Source organism: Synechococcus sp. W60.1, assembly GCF_047461575.1.
Classification (GTDB): domain Bacteria; phylum Cyanobacteriota; class Cyanobacteriia; order Thermostichales; family Thermostichaceae; genus Thermostichus.
Genome location: NZ_JANSHL010000003.1, coordinates 115,936 through 131,757 on the forward strand (window position 1 = coordinate 115,936; position 15,822 = coordinate 131,757).

Below are 15,822 nucleotides of genomic sequence, written 5' to 3' on the forward strand. Positions count from 1 at the left end.
TTATGGTGAGATTTACCATATGGGGGGCAGGGTGAAGGTAGCGCTGTTGCAGTTGAACTACACTGTCGGCGATCTGAGCGGAAATGCTGAGCGCATCCGTTCAGCGGTTGAGGCAGTGGCGGCGGCGGGAGCAGAGTTGGCCATCACCTCCGAGCTGGCGTTGCTGGGATATCCACCCCGCGATTTGTTGCTCTATCCGGCCCTGGTCGAGAGGGCAAGCCAGGTTTTGCAGCACTTGGCCAGCCGGTTACAGGCCAGCATTCCGGTAGTCGTGGGATCCGTGCAGCCCAATCCTCTGCCTGAGGGTCGGCCCCTTTACAATGCTGCTGCCTGGCTGGAGGGGGGCCAGATCCGCCATTGGTTCCAGAAGTCGCTCTTGCCCACCTACGATGTCTTCGACGAAGATCGCTATTTTGAGCCGGGATCCCAGCCCCAACCCATCGAGTACCGTGGCCGCCGCCTGGGCTTTACCATTTGTGAAGACATTTGGAACGACCGCGACTTTTGGCAGCACCGCCGCTACCACTGGGATCCGGTGGAAGAGATGGCCCGCTGCGGTGCCGACCTGCTGATTAACCTCTCGGCCTCCCCCTTCAGCCTAGGCAAACAGAAGTTGCGGGTGGAGATGCTGGGATCCCTGGCCCGCAAGCACGCCCTGCCCATTCTCTACGTCAATCAAGTGGGGGGCAACGACGACCTCATCTTCGATGGGGCCAGTTGTGCCGTGGATCGCCGGGGTCGGGTTGTGGCCCAAGCCGCTGCCTTTCAGCCGGATCACCTCATCCTGGATGTGGACGAGTTGACCCAGTCTCCCAACCCAGACCAGAATCCACCAACTACGGGATCCCGCTGGCCGACCGAGCCGGAAGCTGAGCTGTACGAGGCGTTGGTTTTGGGCACCCGCGATTACGTCAGCAAATGTGGCTTTCGCGAGGTGGTATTGGGCCTGTCGGGAGGGATCGACTCTGCCGTAACTGCTGTGATCGCCGCCGATGCCTTGGGGCCGGAGCGGGTGCTGGGGGTGCTCATGCCCTCTCCCTATTCCAGCCCTGGCAGCCTGACCGACGCCTACCAACTGGCGCAAAACCTGGGGATCCCGACCCTGAAGCTGCCGATTCAGTCCATCATGGAGAGCTACCACCAGCTTTTGGCAGAGCCCTTTGCCGGCCTCCCCCCAGACATCACGGAAGAAAACCTGCAATCTCGCATTCGCGGCACCCTCCTCATGGCCCTTTCCAACAAGTTCGGGCGGCTGCTGCTGACCACAGGCAACAAATCAGAGCTAGCAGTGGGCTACTGCACCATTTACGGGGATATGTCCGGCGGCCTGGCGGTGATTTCCGATGTGCCCAAGACCTGGGTGTACCGCTTGGCTCGCTGGATCAACCGACAGCAGGAGCGGATCCCGCTTGCTACTCTGACCAAGCCCCACTCAGCGGAATTGCGACCCGGCCAACAAGATAGCGACAGCTTGCCCCCCTACGATTTGCTGGACAAGATCCTGCAGCGGCACATCGAGCAGCATCAATCCAGCCCCGAGTTGGTGGCTCAAGGGTTCGAACCCGACATCGTGCAGCAGGTGCTGCGGCTGGTTCAAAAAGCCGAGTTCAAGCGACACCAAGCTCCCCCTGGGCTACGCATTACCGATCGCGCCTTCGGCACCGGCTGGCGGATGCCAATCGCCAAGCGTCAAGAAGGGATCATCTAATGGAACTAGTGGGATACCCTCACACCAGCTCCTCCCTCAGAGGGAGAAAGGGAAAGATTCGGCGCTGTCGGAATTGCTTGGAGTAGTTGGTGCCCGCTCAAGCCTTGTTGCCATTCAGAACGGCTACAACTGGTGCAGTCACGCTTCCTGCTCAATACCCTGCTCAATACAATAAAGAAAGGGCCTGCAAGCCAGCAGACCCAAGGAAAAGCCAAAAGGCGGTAAGTTGAGGTCTCTCAGATCAGGCCCAGCCAGGAAGCAACGCCTTGGCCCGTCACCGCTTCGATGACAATGGCCAACACGAAGCCAATCATGGCAGCCCGACCGTTGAGGCGCTCGGCATACTCGTTAAAGCCAAACTTGGGCTCAGACAAATTGGGGTTAGACATGAGAACCTCCAGGGTAGATGGGAACGATGGCGAGTGGGATCCGTAAAGAACGAAAACGAGAACGGCACTTGACCTTCAGTATAGTTTGCATTTCTTCATGATCGCAAGCAAGGCGGTCACCCGCTGCCGATGGCGGCGATGATCTGCCGCGCCAGGGGAATGGCCGCCTCATAGGCTTTGCCCTGATGCAGGTGCAGCACCAGCGTCCAGTTGGGATCCGGCAGGGGCCAAAAGGCCAGCAACCAGGCTTGAAAATCTTCTGCCCAGAGAATTGGTCGTCCTCGTCGTTGAGGATTGAGGATGGTGCCAGACTTGGCTGCCACTGGGATCCCTTCTGGGGCAATGCCGCGACAGGTGCCCGCTGTTGCCGCCAGGCTCATGCCAGCATGGAGAGCCTCCCAAATCCAAGCCGGTAAAGAGAAAGCGGGCAGAGAGACCTCGCCAGAAAGGGGTACACCTCGGCGGGCAATCACGCCCCCATAAACCAACAGCTCCCAGGGATCCACCGGCCCAGCCAGACCGGTCGCCAAGAGCGGAGCCGGAGTTGTATTCTGCACACTCCCTAGGCCGAAGCGCCGCAGCCACTCCACCAGGGTATCGGCCCCCAGCTCCCAGCCCAACTGGTAAAAATGCACGTTGCAAGAGTGGGCCAGGGCCTGGCGCAAGTTCAAAGCCCCATGGCCGCGGGGATCCCAGCAGGGTAGCCGGCCCAACCCCAATTGCGGCGGCGGATCCCACCAACCCGGGCAGTGGATCAAGCGCTCCCCAGAGCTGATCCCGGTCTGCAGAGCAGCGGCGGCAACGGCGCATTTGACGGTTGAGCCAGGGCTGGCCCTGATTCTGGAAGCCTGCTCCGGCTGCCAAACCCTTGTTAAACGACCGGTGTTCAGGTTGAGGACGGCGGCAAAATCGCGCGGATGGGGCAGCCCTGCAGATTTCCCCTGCAAGCCCCAGGTCAAAGCAGAACCCAACAGCCAGGCTCCACAGGTGCGACGGTTCATCTGCTGTTGGCCCCGAAAACCCAGCCAGACAAAAGCGGATCCCTGTTACAAAAATTCGGAAATCGCAGCCTTCTCACGGACTAGGGTAATCTGAGTTCAGGTCAATGGAGATAACCCTCATGGCAATTCAGCGTGGTGCCAAAGTCCGTGTGCTGCGGAAAGAATCCTACTGGTACCGGGATGTGGGAACGGTTGCGGCGGTGGATACCAGCGGCATTCTCTACCCGGTGATCGTCCGCTTTGACAAGATCAACTACTACAACATCAACACCAACAACTTCCGCGAAGATGAACTGGAAGTGTTGGAAGCTCCCAAAGCCAAGGCCAAAGCTGCGGCCAGCTAAGCCAAAGTTCTGATGCCGGGGACTGTGTTCTTGAGCAAGTCGTTCTGTGCCTGAACTGCCGGAAGTTGAAACAGTTCGGCAAGATTTGCAACGCCTCACCTTGGGGCCGCGGATACTTGCGGTGGAGGTGCTCCTGGCCCGCACCATTGCCTACCCTGCAGGGGAGATGTTTGGGCGGAGCTTGATTGGCACCCGTTTTACCCAGTGGCAGCGGCGAGGAAAGTATCTCCTGGGATCCCTGGATTCGAGAGCTGTTCTGGGTGTGCATCTGCGCATGACCGGGCAGTTGCTCTGGGTGCAGGGATCCACCCCTTTATCAGCTCACACTCGTGTTCGTTTGGCCTTCGAGGAAGGGTGGGACTTGCGCTTTGTGGATCAGCGCACCTTTGGCCAGATGTGGCTGGTGCCTGCCGGTGTTGAGCTGGAGGCGGTGATCCCCACCCTGCAGACTTTGGGGCCGGAGCCCTTTTCGCCAGCTTTTTCTGAGGCCTATTTCCAGGCTGCCCTGCAGAAGAGCCGCCGTCTTATTAAAACCGCGCTGCTGGATCAATCGCTGGTAGCCGGGGTGGGCAACATTTACGCCGACGAAGCCCTGTTTCTGAGCGGCATTCACCCTTTGACGCCAGCAGTTCAGCTTTCGGATGTGGCCAAGGCACGCCTGCGAGAAGCTTTGATCGAGGTGTTACGGGCCGGGCTGGAGCAGCGGGGCACCACCTTGCGGGATTACCGGGATCTGCGTGGGCTCAACGGCAACTATCAAGGGCAAGCGTGGGTGTACGGTCGGGAAGGGGATCCCTGTCGCGTCTGTGGCCATCCGATTCGGCGGATCAAGCTGGCAGGGCGTTCGGCCCACTTTTGCCCCCGCTGCCAGCCGCAACAGAGCTAGTGGCGCTCCTCAAGATATGGGGGATCCCTGGGGAAATGGGCCAGAGCGGCTACCATCAGCAGTAGGAGGGGATCCCGGTGAAAACCATGGGATGGGCACGGCTCCAACCTGTAAAGCCCTTGATGAGGGGAAGTCGCCTCTGGTCGGGAGCGCTGTTGGCGCTGGGGATCCCGACGGCTGCGGCCTTTGCCCAACTGGAGTTGGATGCCCAACTGGGCCGATCCCAAATTGTTTCTCCCAGCAAAGATTGCCCCGCCTGCGACCTGACGGGGGCAGAACTGCCGGGAGCTGACCTCAGGGGGGCCAACCTAAAAGAAGCGATCCTCAGACAGGCCAATCTCCAAGCTGCCGACCTCTCCCAAGCGATCCTCAACTTGGCCGATTTGAGAGGGGCCAATCTGAGTGGCTCAGCTCAGGCAGGGGCTTTCTTGTGGGAAGCCGATCTGGCGCAGGCCAACCTGCAGCAGACAGATCTGACGGGTGCCAATCTGCAGGTGGCCAACTTAAGCGGGGCCGACTTGCGTCGAGCCATCCTCACCGGCGCCGACCTCACAGGGGCCAAGTTACACAATGCCGATCTGCGGGGGGCCGACCTGCGAGGCGCTTTTCTGGAGGGGGCGGATCTGACCGGCGCCCTGTACAATGCCCAAACCCGGCTGGATCCCACCTTTGACCCCCAGGCCCGCGGCATGGTCTTGGTGAAGCCATAACCCCCCTCTCCCCAAGGGAGAGGGGCTGGGGGTGAGGGCGCTTTATTTGGGATCCCCCCTTGGGCAGATTAAAACCAGCACCCCCTCGGCTGGGATCCCCTGCCATGACTTCCCCTGTCCGCGTTCTCATTGCCGACGATCATCCCCTCTTCCGGCTGGGGCTGAAGTTTGCCCTGCAAGCCCAAGGATTTGAGGTGGTGGCCGAAGCCGAGACGGGATCCCAGGCCGTCCACCATTGTCGCAGTTGCCCCATCGACGTAGCCATTTTGGATGTGCGCATGCCGGATGGGGATGGGATCGCCGCCTGCCAGCAAATCACCGAGCTGGGCCTGCCGGTGGTGGTGGTGTTGATGACCACCTTTCAGGAGCCTGCCCTGATCGAGGCAGCTCGCCGTGCTGGGGCCAAAGGCTACCTTTCCAAAGAAACCGACCCGGCGGAATTGGCCCGCGTCATCCGGCAAATTGTGGCTGCTCCCCAGCAAGACTGGCTGCCCGCCCAACAAGAGCTGCCCAAGCTCACCCCCCGCGAGCTGTGTGTGCTGCAACTGATGAAGGAGGGCCTGGCCAACAAGCAGATTGCCCGCCGCCTGGGCCTGAGCATCGAAACTGTCAAAGAATACGCCAGCACCGCCTACCGCAAGCTGGATGCCAGCGACCGCGTCACCGCCCTCCTCAAGGCGCAACAACTGGGGATTTTGTGAAAGGATATTGAGGATTCTTAAGAATCTTGCAGAGAGGGGGCTGGCAGCTCCCCCCAGCGGTGGGGATGTCCGAAACTCCGGATCCCTTGCATACTGTTGCTATCTTGGCATCTGCCCAAGTGCCCCTTCTCACCTGCGTTATCTGAGATACGGCCATGTCTGCTCCTTCCCCGCTGCTGCTCAAACTTGTCTTGCGCCTGCTCAGCTCCTTGAAGGTAGAGGTGAAGCGGCGCCAGATGCGAGAGCGCGGTTTCGTCCTGCCGGTCGCTATCTTGATCGTGCTGGTCTTGAGCTTGGTGACGGTGGGTCTGCTGACCCGCTCGACCCAGCGCAGCATCCAAACCCAGGTGGAACGGGCAGGGCAAACCGTCAGCCGGCAACTGAATGCCGCCATCGACCGGGCCAGGGCCAAGATCGAATATCTGGTACGGGATCCTCGCCTTCCCGCCGGTACCCCCACCGATGCGCAGCTTGTCGCAGCCTTGATTAATGACGGGGAGGAAGAACTAATCCCTAGGGATGAGAATAATCCCTACATCCTCCCCGATGAAACTCAGTTTGTGATCGGAAGCAACATTCAGCAAGTGCGGGCGCCAGCCTGGTGGTTTTTGGTGGACACCGACAACAACGGCGTCAACGACTCCGTAACCGCCTATACCATCCTTAACACCCGTCGGGCTGCCGGCATCGGCTTTGAGGCTAACCTGACGGATACCGAGCGGGCGCGGCGGCTGCTGATCCGCAGTGGGCCACTGCAGGGTTCGGCCTTGGCGGGGTGTACCGATTCTCCGGCTGAACAGACGGTCAACCCCAACGTGGGGGATTGGTTCCAGGTTGGCTCTGCGTTGTACAAGCCCTTTCAAGTCTATGCCGTCACCTTGCCTATTGCGGGTGCCGACTCCACCACCCGCGCCATTTCGGCTTTGCAATTCCAGCAGGATCGGAAGCGGGATCTGCTGAACAAGTGGGGGGCCTTCAGCCGCGGCGACCTAGAGTTTTTCTTCACCCCCGGCTACAACTGGAACGGCGCCATCTACGCCGGCGGCAGCCTTTTCTTCCGCTATGCCCCCAACAACTTGTTCCGGGCTTTCACCATCAGCTCGGAGCAATCCTGCTTCTACATGCCCTCTGACAACTCTGAGATCACTGCCTTTGGAGAGCTGGTGGCAGGGGCCATTGGCTACGCCGGCCAGCAGGTGAGCGATACTCTGATTTTCGATGTTCACTCTGGCCAGCAAAACGTAGCGCCAAATGTGCTGGCTCGGTTGAACAACCAAAATTTTGACTCGGTGCAGAACCAGGTAGAGCCAGAAAATGTGGCGCTGGATCCCTTGGAGCTCCACCTTTTCGGTCGCATTCGCACCCGGGGATCCTATGCTCCAGATGCGGCGAGGTGGGCGGCTTCTCCTCTCAACGCCAAGAACCCTCTCAGCCCTGGGCGGATCAAGGCCGGTGGTTTTCAGGCTGGTGCCGACCAGGTCTGCCCTCCCTATGTAGACGATGTCTATCGGGCCGACAACCGCTTTGGCCCCAAGGCCAGCTATGACCGTCCACCGGTCGAACCTGACCCGCAGAGGGGCTGCGACGTGGACACCTTTGCTCAGAGGTTTGGTGTCGGTGCCGGTAGCCCGATTCCTGCTGATGCCAGGAACAACCAGAATGAGTCTTTGACCGAGGACAACCCACCCCCAGGCGCCCTTTCCGAGGTGGGCTTGGATGGCTATTGGGAGCGGCGGGCCCGTGTGGAAGGTCTGCGGGTGATTGTGGGGCAGCGGCTGGAACTAACCCGCACCGATTCTTTGCCTTTGCCTCTGGTGCCGTCTGGGGATCCCAACGATCCCACCAAGCTGCAGGCCATTTTCATCAGCAACGAGGCGCGGCAACGGCTAACCCTGCGAGATAACCCAGCGGCAGTGCAGGCTACAGCCGTTTACCACTACAGCCACCGAGATGGGCGCTTCCCCATTGCTTGCCTGGCCACGGTAGCCCACCCCGGCTCTCCCTGGAGCTTGCAGCGGGCTTCTACTTTCCCCACCGGCGACCAGCGCACCCAACTGGGCATCAACTTCTTCACCGGGCAGGGCACCAATGTCTGGGAATATGACCCAACCCCGATGCAGGCTCGGCTAGCTCGGGGCACCTCCTTGTGGACGGCCCTCACCAACCTGGCCAATTTTGCCGGCGATCCTGACGGGGCCTATCCACCCAGACAGGAGCCAGTCCGCATTCACCCGGATCCGTTTATTACGGCCTTTGGCAACTTCTCGGAGCTGCGGCGGGTTATTGATATCGTCAACCGAGGCACCTCTGTTAACCAACTGAGCCTAGCTGACCAAACCACCCTGCAAACGGCAGGCTGCATGTTGGGCATGCTGGCCGACAACATGCTCCGCATTGAGGCGGCTGCCAATGCCGGGGATCCAGCGGCTCAAACCCTCTGGAACGACATTCAAGCCAGCCGAGCTGGGAACCGAGAGGCGGCCAATCGGTTTTATCTGCCGCTGCGCTACATCTTCCCGACCACCAGTTTCAACCAGACGGATACCCTGGAAACGGAGCGGCGCAGCGCTTACTCCTTCCTTCCGAGCACAGTCAGCTATCAGGCTGTAACCAACTTAAACGAGGTTGCTCTGGAGCCCCGTTCTGGAATTGGCAACTGGGCTTTGCCCCATGCCCCAGCCAATTGCACTGCTGCTGGCCCCAATAGCAACCAATTTGATCTCATTCGGATTGGTAACGAGTGTCATCGCGTGCCCTTCAAAGATTCCGTCTTTTACGATGGCCGCGAGGCAATGGCGGTGCGGGCCCTCAACATCGACCTGGCCCTGCTGACCAACAACGTCAACGGACAGAAGAACGGGTTGATCAACGGAGATACTTGGCTGCCTGCCGGCATTGGCGAGAACCGAGAAGGGGGGATTTTCTACACCTTCCGGGAAGATGCCGTGCGGGAAGATGCCATTGCCCGCCCACCTTTGGGCACCTTTAGCACTTATCTGACCAACTGGCGCAACAAGAATGCCAGCGGCGACTTGGGTAGTGCTGGCATCATGAACGCCGGCCAGCCGGGTCGCGACACGGCCAATGGCCAAACGGTCTGGGATCCCCCTGTTTCCGATGCCGGACTTAGCCCTAAGCCGGTGGACTACTACGCGGATCCGGATCGGCGGCCCTACGGCTTCCGGCTGCGCAACGGGGCAGTGTTGGCCCGCAGTGTGTTTAACCCCAGTGGCGACATCAAGCCTACTGAAGCTCTCTTTGGCTTGTCCTTCATTTCCGATAACCCTGTCTACATCCAAGGGGACTTTAACCTGCATCAGACAAGGGACGGGAGACGGCTAGAGGAGTTCACCACCCTCCTTGAGTTCGACCCGCAAACTGGCCTCTACAGCAACTTCTACGGGCGGCGGCGGGCCAATGAAAACCGGCGCTTTGCTCGGGTGGTAGACCCAAACAATAGCCGGGAGCCTGCCGATCTCTGGCGGCCCAGCGAGGTCTTGGGCGACTCGGTGAACATTCTCTCTGCCGACTTCTGCGATGGCAGCATTGATGATGCCTTTGTCCAGGATGGCACCCTCAATGGCGGCGGCAGCAACTATGTGGCTGGCCAAGACTTCGCCGATGGACGGGCCTCAGCACCTCGCCGCAGCGACTACTACGGCTGCAGCGGGGATAACCTAGGGGCCAACACCTCCTTCCTCAACCAAGCGCTGGTGATCCGGGGCAACAACTGGCCGGCTCCGGATCCGAATAGCGCTGGTGCTGGCGTTCTGCGCTTTGACAACACCAACGGGGCCCAGAACCTGGGCGACAACCTCAACCAGCCGGGTTGGCCGGATGTGTTTGCCCGCGACACCATTCTGGCTCCCTTCGACAACGCCGATTCGGATCCCAATAACGATGACAGAACGGCGGGCGGTGGCGTGCCGGCAGTGCGGCTCTTGCGGGCACCCGATACGGGCTATGCCAACTTTGGGGTGCGCATCTCGGCTTTGGGCAACCCGGTGCTGGATACCTCCCGCTGGCTGCTGGTGGCTCCACTTGGGCCTTGCCCCGAGCCTGAAGGAGGCGGTGGCCTATTGGCCGAGTACTACAACGGCTGGCTGACCAGCCCGCAGAACCAGTACAACCGCAACACAGGGTTTGCCACCAGCGGAGCCGTAGGCCCCCTGCCTCCAGCCGCCCAAGAGGCCAACCTGCCCTACCTGCGGGCAGTGCGCTGGCCGGATCCGGTGTTCCCGGCGCAAGGAGTGCCTAATGCCATTGGTCAGTACAACAATGGCTATACCACCAATGCGCCTACCTGTAATCCAAGTGGCACCAACGACCAACGCTGGGCCTGCGTGCGCAATGCTATCGATAACCCGACCAACCTGGCCCCCTTTGCCCGCAGCGGTAGCGGTTTCCCCTCTTGGGGAGGCTTCCAGTACTTTTTTGGCACTAGCACATTGCTGAACTCTCACTCGCCTTTCAAGCGTTTGCTATATAGTAACTTCCCCACTTGCAACGGCTCTTTGTCTGACATCCTGCAGCCCCTTTGCCGCTTGTCGGCGCCGGCTGGCACCCCAGATCGACGGGATCGCGGCGACTGGTTCTGGATGCCCAGTTGTGGGGAGGCCGGTGGCAACAACAGCCTCATCGACGCGGATGACCTCAACTTTCCAAGTCACTTCAACTTCCAGCGTTCCTGTTGGCGGCGTAGAAGTGGGGGCGGGCCAAATGGCAACAACAACGGCAACGACTTTTTCGTGGTGCGCTGGGTAGGGGAGCTGTATCCCCGTTGGCCTGGCCTACAGAGCTACCGCATTCTCAACGGCGACGACGGCGTGCGGCTGATCATTCGACGGCGGGACGGCTCCAGTGCCACTTTTGTCAACAATGGAGCCTGGAACGGAACTCCGCTCAGCCTAGGGCCCAATGCTGCGGGTGCCGAAGCCTGGCAGGATAGCGGCAATAACCTGGTCACCCTGCGATTAGAGCTGGAGTGCGCGGATCCATCCCAGCCCTCGCCCTACTTAATAGAGATCCAAACTTACGAAAATACCGGCGGTGCCTCCCTGCGCTTTGCCACCCGCGATGGCAGCGATCTAGAAGACTACGACCTGCGGTACCTGAAGCCGCTGCAGGGGGTAAACCAACCTTGCCAGCCGGATCCGCTGAAGCCTTTGGCACCCAACCAGAAGTACTGCGCAACCCCCCTCAACTGCGATCCCATCTGGACAGGCTGGACTCCTGCGTGTGACCCCAACATCTGTCAGCAAACCACTATTACCCAAACCAGAACTGCCACCTTGCCTGCCGGTTGCCCTGGCACTCCGCCAACACCGCAAACTCGGACGATCACCTGCTACCCTCAGTACAACTACGGGCCTTGGTCAGAGTGGACGCCTCAGTGTACCCAGCAGCAGCAGTGTAGCGGCACCAGCATCACCCAAACCCGCAGCCGCACGGTAACGCCGCTCTGTACCAGCCAAAGCCCCTTCACCGAAACCGAAACCCGAGCCTTTACCTGCCAGCCTCCGGGGGCTACCTGCACCTACACAGACTGGACTCCTCAGTGTACGGTGGCCAACGGCGGCCTGACCATAACTCAGACCCGCACCGAAACCTGCACCTCGATTTGCGGAACCACCACCAGGCAGCAAACCCAGACGGTCACCTGCCAGAAGATCTGCAACTACAACTGGGGACCTTGGTCGCCGGCCAGTTGCGATGAGGTCATCGACCAAATCGCCTGCGGCACAACCAAAACCTTTACCCAAACCCAGACGGGCACCCTCATCGCCAGCACCAGCAGCCCAACCTGCTCGCGCACTGCAACGAAGACCCAATCTTTGACCTGTCAAGGGCGGCCTTGCGGGCCGGGTACTTTTGCGCCTGAGGCTCCCGGCAAGAGCCCCTTCGGCGAGTGGATGGCGGCCAAGCCTAACACGGTGGAGCTGCGCCCTGTCCACGAAATCCAAGCCGATCCAGAGCCGGAGACGATCGGCGTGAACACGGTGGCCAAGGCTTCTACTGAAGGCGTGACCATTGCTCTGGAGCCGCAGCTCTCGCCGGTGCTGGAGGTGAAGGCGGGAGTGCCCAAGCCGCCCAAGTGGCCCAACCCTGCCGAGGCTCTGCAGGCGGCCTTCAATTGGATGTTTGGTGAGCCCGCCTATGCTGCCCGCGCCGGACTGAGAGGCAATTTGCTCTCCAGCCAGATCGCCAACCCCAGCAAAGAACCCGGCATTCGCCCTGCCGAGAGTGGTGCTTCTCCGATTTCCGGAACTCTTAGCCTAGGCACCGACGACTGGGCGCGGCAACTGCGGCGGCGATTGCTCAATCCCAATGGAACTGTTCGCTGTGACTCAGAAGAAAAGGTCACTCCCACCGACGGTGGCTTCTGGGTGCCGGGGGTATTTCGCCCCAACTTCAACGACCGCTTCAAGTACACCGCCTACACCGGTGACAGCCGACCCAGCACTCTGCGTACCTCTCCTAAAGGTGCCGATCCTACCTTCGAGGATCTCAACAAGAATGGCATTTGGGATCTGGAGGAGCCTTCAAATGTTTTGGAGCGGGATCCACTGTTTGGGTTAGACTTGCCGGATCGGCCAGAGCTAGAGATCCAACCCCAGATGGCGCTCAACCCTTACGCCCGCGTCAACAAAAGCGCCGCGACCCAAGCCTACACTCCCGCGTCCAAGTATGCGGACGGATACTACATTAACCACAAGGGCAGTGAAGATATTCGCAATGGCCTCTGCTTCTACGTCAAGCCCAACGGCAACACCATCCAGGTGCAGGTTGATCGGGATGGCGGCAGTGGCAATAAACCGGAGTGGGTGGACGTAGAGCCCTTCACCCTGGATCTGAACAAGCCCACCACCGGCTTTGCAGGCAGCAACCCCGTGCTGGGGGTGATCCTGGACGAGGTGACCCGTCGGCCCATTCCGATCCCGCGCTTCCAGGAGCTGGCCCCAGCCGCAGCCGACTTGAACCAGCGCCGCCGCAACGACAACGGCACCCAAAACCGGCAGCTCCAGCCGGCCAGGGAAACGCGGGTAAATGCCATTGCCATCAGCGGTGTGATCCCGTCTCGGCGGGATCAGACGGGCGGGGGCATGCACAACTTCCTGCGCCTCAACGAGCTGTGGAGAGATGTCAACCTCTTTTTCAGCGGCTCGATGATCCAGCTCAACTACAGCACCTATGCTACCGGCCCCTTCCTGCAGCACAGCTTTGAGCCACCCGATCTGGTAGCCGATCCAACCTTTGTGCGGGGCTACGACTACTACTACCCACCCAACCGCCGCTTCGGCTACGATGTGGGCCTGCAAATTGCCCGTCGTCCCAGCGCGGTGTCGGCTCGCTTCCAATTCCCCTCCAATGCCCGCACTGAGTTCTTGCGGGAGTTGGATCCTCAGGATCCGTACGTGCGGCGGCTGCGCTGCGCACTCCAGAATCAGCCGGGTGTGCAGTTGGATCCGTCTGCCCGGATTGGTGGCTGCGAGGAGTTTAACTGATATTGACCTGGCCGGTCAGGGGCAGATTTAGGGTAGGGGCAGAAGAGGGAGGGATCCATGAACAAGTGGCGGCTTTGGCAGCAACACCAAGCGGAGGGTTTCACCCTCATTGAAGTCTTGGCTTCGGTCGTCCTCGTGGCCCTGGCCATGGCCGCCCTGGCCCCTACCCTCACGGTAATTGCTTACCGGCGCGCCATGAGCGAGCGGGTGGAGCTGGCCAACCGCCTAGCCCAGGAAGAGGTAGACCGCATCCGCACTCTGGTGGATATCGAGCTGGCTGCCAACCCTCGCGCTTTTGAGGATCCGGATCAACTGGCCCGTCTGCCCAGGGTGGGAGCCAACCCGCTGGCAAATACCCCACCTCCCACCAACATGGACACAGAGGGGAACAACTATTCCATTCGCGTGGCTCGGGTTCAAGTGCCGGGGCGTAACCCCGAAGAATACGTCATCCAAACCTTCCGCGACGCAGGGGCACCTTGCATCGACCGGCGCGAAAACAGGGTCATTCAGGGGGTTCCCTGCAGCTTTCGCATGGGGGTGAGGGTTTACCACCGCTTTTCTTTTGATCCAAACACTCGGCAAGCTCTTCCTGGCCTGCGCGCTGAGACGGTCTCCGCCAATCAGAACTTGGCCAATGCCGATGTTTGGCTCTTTCCCATGGCCAGCTCGATTGTAGAAGTCAACCTGGCCGCCAATTTGGGGGATGTTTGCCGCGCCGTTTTGGCCGATGTTCAAGCCAGAGGTGGAACACCGACCAACAACTGCAATGCCTTCCCGCTGCCCAGCCCAAGCCCTACCTCGCTTTGAAGCGACGGGTAAGCTCCTCCTGCAGGCTCACAAAAAGGTGGTGTTTTCCTATGTTCAAGGTTTTTCGCCACAGGGTTTACCAGAGTGCGGGGTTTACCCTCATTGAGCTGTTGGTCTCACTGCTGGTTGCCTCCATCTTTCTCCTGGCCACCGCGATGATTGTCATCGAGACGATGCGGCTGGATCGGGAAGAGACGGGCCGCACCCAGGTGCAGGCGGAGCTGACGCAGGCCATGGAATATATCCAGCAAGATCTGGCGGAGGCTCTCTACATCTATAACGACACCGAACGGCCCAGTGACCCTCAACAGCCCCCCGGAGATGGGATCCCGGATGTTATCCAGCGGCTTTACGAGCCGGGCTGGATCCGGCGACCCGCGGGCGCTATTCCGGTTGTTGCTTTTTGGAAGCTGGAGCCGATCCCGCAAGGATGCTACGCGGGCAACCCCACCTTACAACAGATCCGAGAAGGCCGTGCCACCTTGCCCGCCGAACCACCTCCTGAGTTTCCGCGCACAAACGGTAGAAATGCGGATTGGGAAACCCTTGTCAGCCGCCGCGGCATCTACACCTTGGTTGTGTACTACCTGCGCCGCAACTACAACAACGCTGGCAACTTGGAGGATGGTTCAACAACTCCCTGGGAGGGCAACGCGCGGATCGACCGTTTTGAATTGCGACCCTTCAACATTCAGGGTCAAAACAACTGCGCCGGTCGCAGCCCGTTCTTTGTTGAGGATCCCGATCCGTTCCGAGATGGTTTCCTTGCTTGGCCTTCCGAGCAAGCTCGAGCGCGCCAAATCCCCATTGCCGGCAGGGCAGATGGCCCCCGCCTGACAACTTTGGTCTCCAACATCTTCAGCAGCCGGGAGGGAAGTCCGCAGGTTGCGCCCCTCTGCCCGCAGGGCTATGCCTTTGGCGGCGGCAGACCCAACGGCGTCACCTTCTCGGGGTTGGGAAATAACCAAAACGACGTGGGCTTCTACGTTTGCGTGCGGCAAAGCCCCGGTGCTGACCGACCGCAGGATGTGATCATCAACATCACTGCCACGGCCATGGAGCGTGCCAATCCCGGTCTCTTCCGCCGCTACATCCAGGACGCTACCAGCGTCGATATCTCACAGGTGTCGCGCTACCTGCTGCCGCTGCAAACTCGGGTCTTCGCTCGTGGTGTTATCAACCGTCCGCTCTCCTAGGGGGAATGTCCACCATGTTGGCCTTGGAGAAAAAAGCAATTGGCCGAGCTCAGCCTTTTCGATCCCGGGGCTTTACGCTGACAGAAGTCCTAGCGGTGGTGGTCATCATCGGCATCCTGGCCGTGCTGGCCGTTCCCTCTGGGATCAACATCTGGGCGCGGATCCAGCTTGAGGATGCGCAGAACAGGGTGGAGCGAGCCTTGCGCACTGCCCGCACTAACGCCAGAGCCTCTCTCCTGGGCCGAGCTTGGGTGGTGGGGGTGGACAATTCAGAGCCAAACGTGCCGACTCTGGTTATCCAGGATGAGGAGGGCCTCTGCGATGAACCTACCCCCTGTCAGCGGCTACGCCTGAACAATTTTGTAACTGTAGCCAACACCTTCAATGACGGAAGGGCGGTTTTTGAATCCGATGGCCGCGCCCGTCAACTGGGTCGCTTTGTGGTCAGCAGCACCTACTCTCAGGGAGAAAACCGCTGCGTGGTGGTGATCACCTTGATAGGCACTATCCTCAAGGACAACGACCCGGCTTGTGCAAGTAGAACAGATGCAGAAGACTAGCCAGGCTTGCAA

The 15,822-nt window shown here is 60.2% G+C and carries 11 protein-coding genes; 9 read left to right on the top strand and 2 right to left on the bottom strand.

Features of this window, described 5'->3' with window-relative positions; genetic code table 11:
• The first annotated feature begins 31 nt into the window (after positions 1-31).
• Complete coding sequence (locus tag NW805_RS04440; RefSeq protein ID WP_414421772.1) at positions 32-1,708, top strand: NAD+ synthase; 1,677 nt, start codon at positions 32-34, stop codon at positions 1,706-1,708.
• Positions 1,709-1,944: 236 nt separating this feature from the next.
• Here the strand turns inward: NW805_RS04440 and NW805_RS04445 are convergent, their stop codons facing one another.
• On the bottom strand, positions 1,945-2,097 hold the full coding sequence (locus NW805_RS04445) for a chlorophyll a/b-binding protein (protein ID WP_011429120.1): 153 nt from the start codon (positions 2,095-2,097) through the stop codon (positions 1,945-1,947).
• A 116-nt stretch (positions 2,098-2,213) separates the two neighbouring features.
• Complete coding sequence (locus NW805_RS04450) at positions 2,214-3,098, bottom strand: penicillin-binding transpeptidase domain-containing protein (protein ID WP_414350373.1); 885 nt, start codon at positions 3,096-3,098, stop codon at positions 2,214-2,216.
• Positions 3,099-3,217: 119 nt separating this feature from the next.
• On the opposite strand from NW805_RS04450, the gene NW805_RS04455 reads away from it, so the two are divergent.
• The 8 genes from NW805_RS04455 to NW805_RS04490 all read left to right on the top strand — a co-directional run bounded on the left by NW805_RS04455 (position 3,218) and on the right by NW805_RS04490 (position 15,810).
• Positions 3,218-3,442, top strand: coding sequence for a photosystem I reaction center subunit IV (locus NW805_RS04455; protein WP_011432873.1), 225 nt, complete (start codon positions 3,218-3,220; stop codon positions 3,440-3,442).
• Positions 3,443-3,488: 46 nt separating this feature from the next.
• Complete coding sequence (locus NW805_RS04460) at positions 3,489-4,328, top strand: DNA-formamidopyrimidine glycosylase (RefSeq protein WP_414421773.1); 840 nt, start codon at positions 3,489-3,491, stop codon at positions 4,326-4,328.
• Between the two features lie 86 nt (positions 4,329-4,414).
• Positions 4,415-5,038: a pentapeptide repeat-containing protein gene (locus NW805_RS04465; RefSeq protein ID WP_414421774.1), complete on the top strand. Its 624-nt coding sequence runs from the start codon at positions 4,415-4,417 to the stop codon at positions 5,036-5,038.
• A 104-nt stretch (positions 5,039-5,142) separates the two neighbouring features.
• Positions 5,143-5,739, top strand: a complete 597-nt coding sequence (locus tag NW805_RS04470) for a response regulator (protein WP_414421775.1) — start codon at positions 5,143-5,145, stop codon at positions 5,737-5,739.
• Between the two features lie 155 nt (positions 5,740-5,894).
• Positions 5,895-13,244: a hormogonium polysaccharide biosynthesis protein HpsA gene (gene hpsA, locus NW805_RS04475; RefSeq protein ID WP_414421776.1), complete on the top strand. Its 7,350-nt coding sequence runs from the start codon at positions 5,895-5,897 to the stop codon at positions 13,242-13,244.
• A 57-nt stretch (positions 13,245-13,301) separates the two neighbouring features.
• On the top strand, positions 13,302-14,054 hold the full coding sequence (locus tag NW805_RS04480) for a prepilin-type N-terminal cleavage/methylation domain-containing protein (protein ID WP_414421777.1): 753 nt from the start codon (positions 13,302-13,304) through the stop codon (positions 14,052-14,054).
• 50 nt (positions 14,055-14,104) lie between these two features.
• The gene (locus NW805_RS04485; RefSeq protein WP_414421778.1) at positions 14,105-15,250 is read left to right on the top strand and encodes a type II secretion system protein J; all 1,146 of its coding nucleotides are present in this window, start codon (positions 14,105-14,107) and stop codon (positions 15,248-15,250) included.
• A 14-nt stretch (positions 15,251-15,264) separates the two neighbouring features.
• Positions 15,265-15,810: a Tfp pilus assembly protein FimT/FimU gene (locus NW805_RS04490; protein WP_414421779.1), complete on the top strand. Its 546-nt coding sequence runs from the start codon at positions 15,265-15,267 to the stop codon at positions 15,808-15,810.
• Positions 15,811-15,822 lie beyond the last annotated feature (12 nt).

Coding starts and splice junctions, on each gene's coding strand:
- NW805_RS04465 (WP_414421774.1), top strand. CDS start 4,415: ATGGGATGGGCACGGCTCCAACCTGTAAAGCCCTTGATGAGGGGAAGT.
- hpsA (WP_414421776.1), top strand. CDS start 5,895: ATGTCTGCTCCTTCCCCGCTGCTGCTCAAACTTGTCTTGCGCCTGCTC.
- NW805_RS04455 (WP_011432873.1), top strand. CDS start 3,218: ATGGCAATTCAGCGTGGTGCCAAAGTCCGTGTGCTGCGGAAAGAATCC.
- NW805_RS04485 (WP_414421778.1), top strand. CDS start 14,105: ATGTTCAAGGTTTTTCGCCACAGGGTTTACCAGAGTGCGGGGTTTACC.
- NW805_RS04445 (WP_011429120.1), bottom strand. CDS start 2,097: ATGTCTAACCCCAATTTGTCTGAGCCCAAGTTTGGCTTTAACGAGTAT.
- NW805_RS04470 (WP_414421775.1), top strand. CDS start 5,143: ATGACTTCCCCTGTCCGCGTTCTCATTGCCGACGATCATCCCCTCTTC.
- NW805_RS04480 (WP_414421777.1), top strand. CDS start 13,302: ATGAACAAGTGGCGGCTTTGGCAGCAACACCAAGCGGAGGGTTTCACC.
- NW805_RS04490 (WP_414421779.1), top strand. CDS start 15,265: ATGTTGGCCTTGGAGAAAAAAGCAATTGGCCGAGCTCAGCCTTTTCGA.
- NW805_RS04450 (WP_414350373.1), bottom strand. CDS start 3,098: ATGAACCGTCGCACCTGTGGAGCCTGGCTGTTGGGTTCTGCTTTGACC.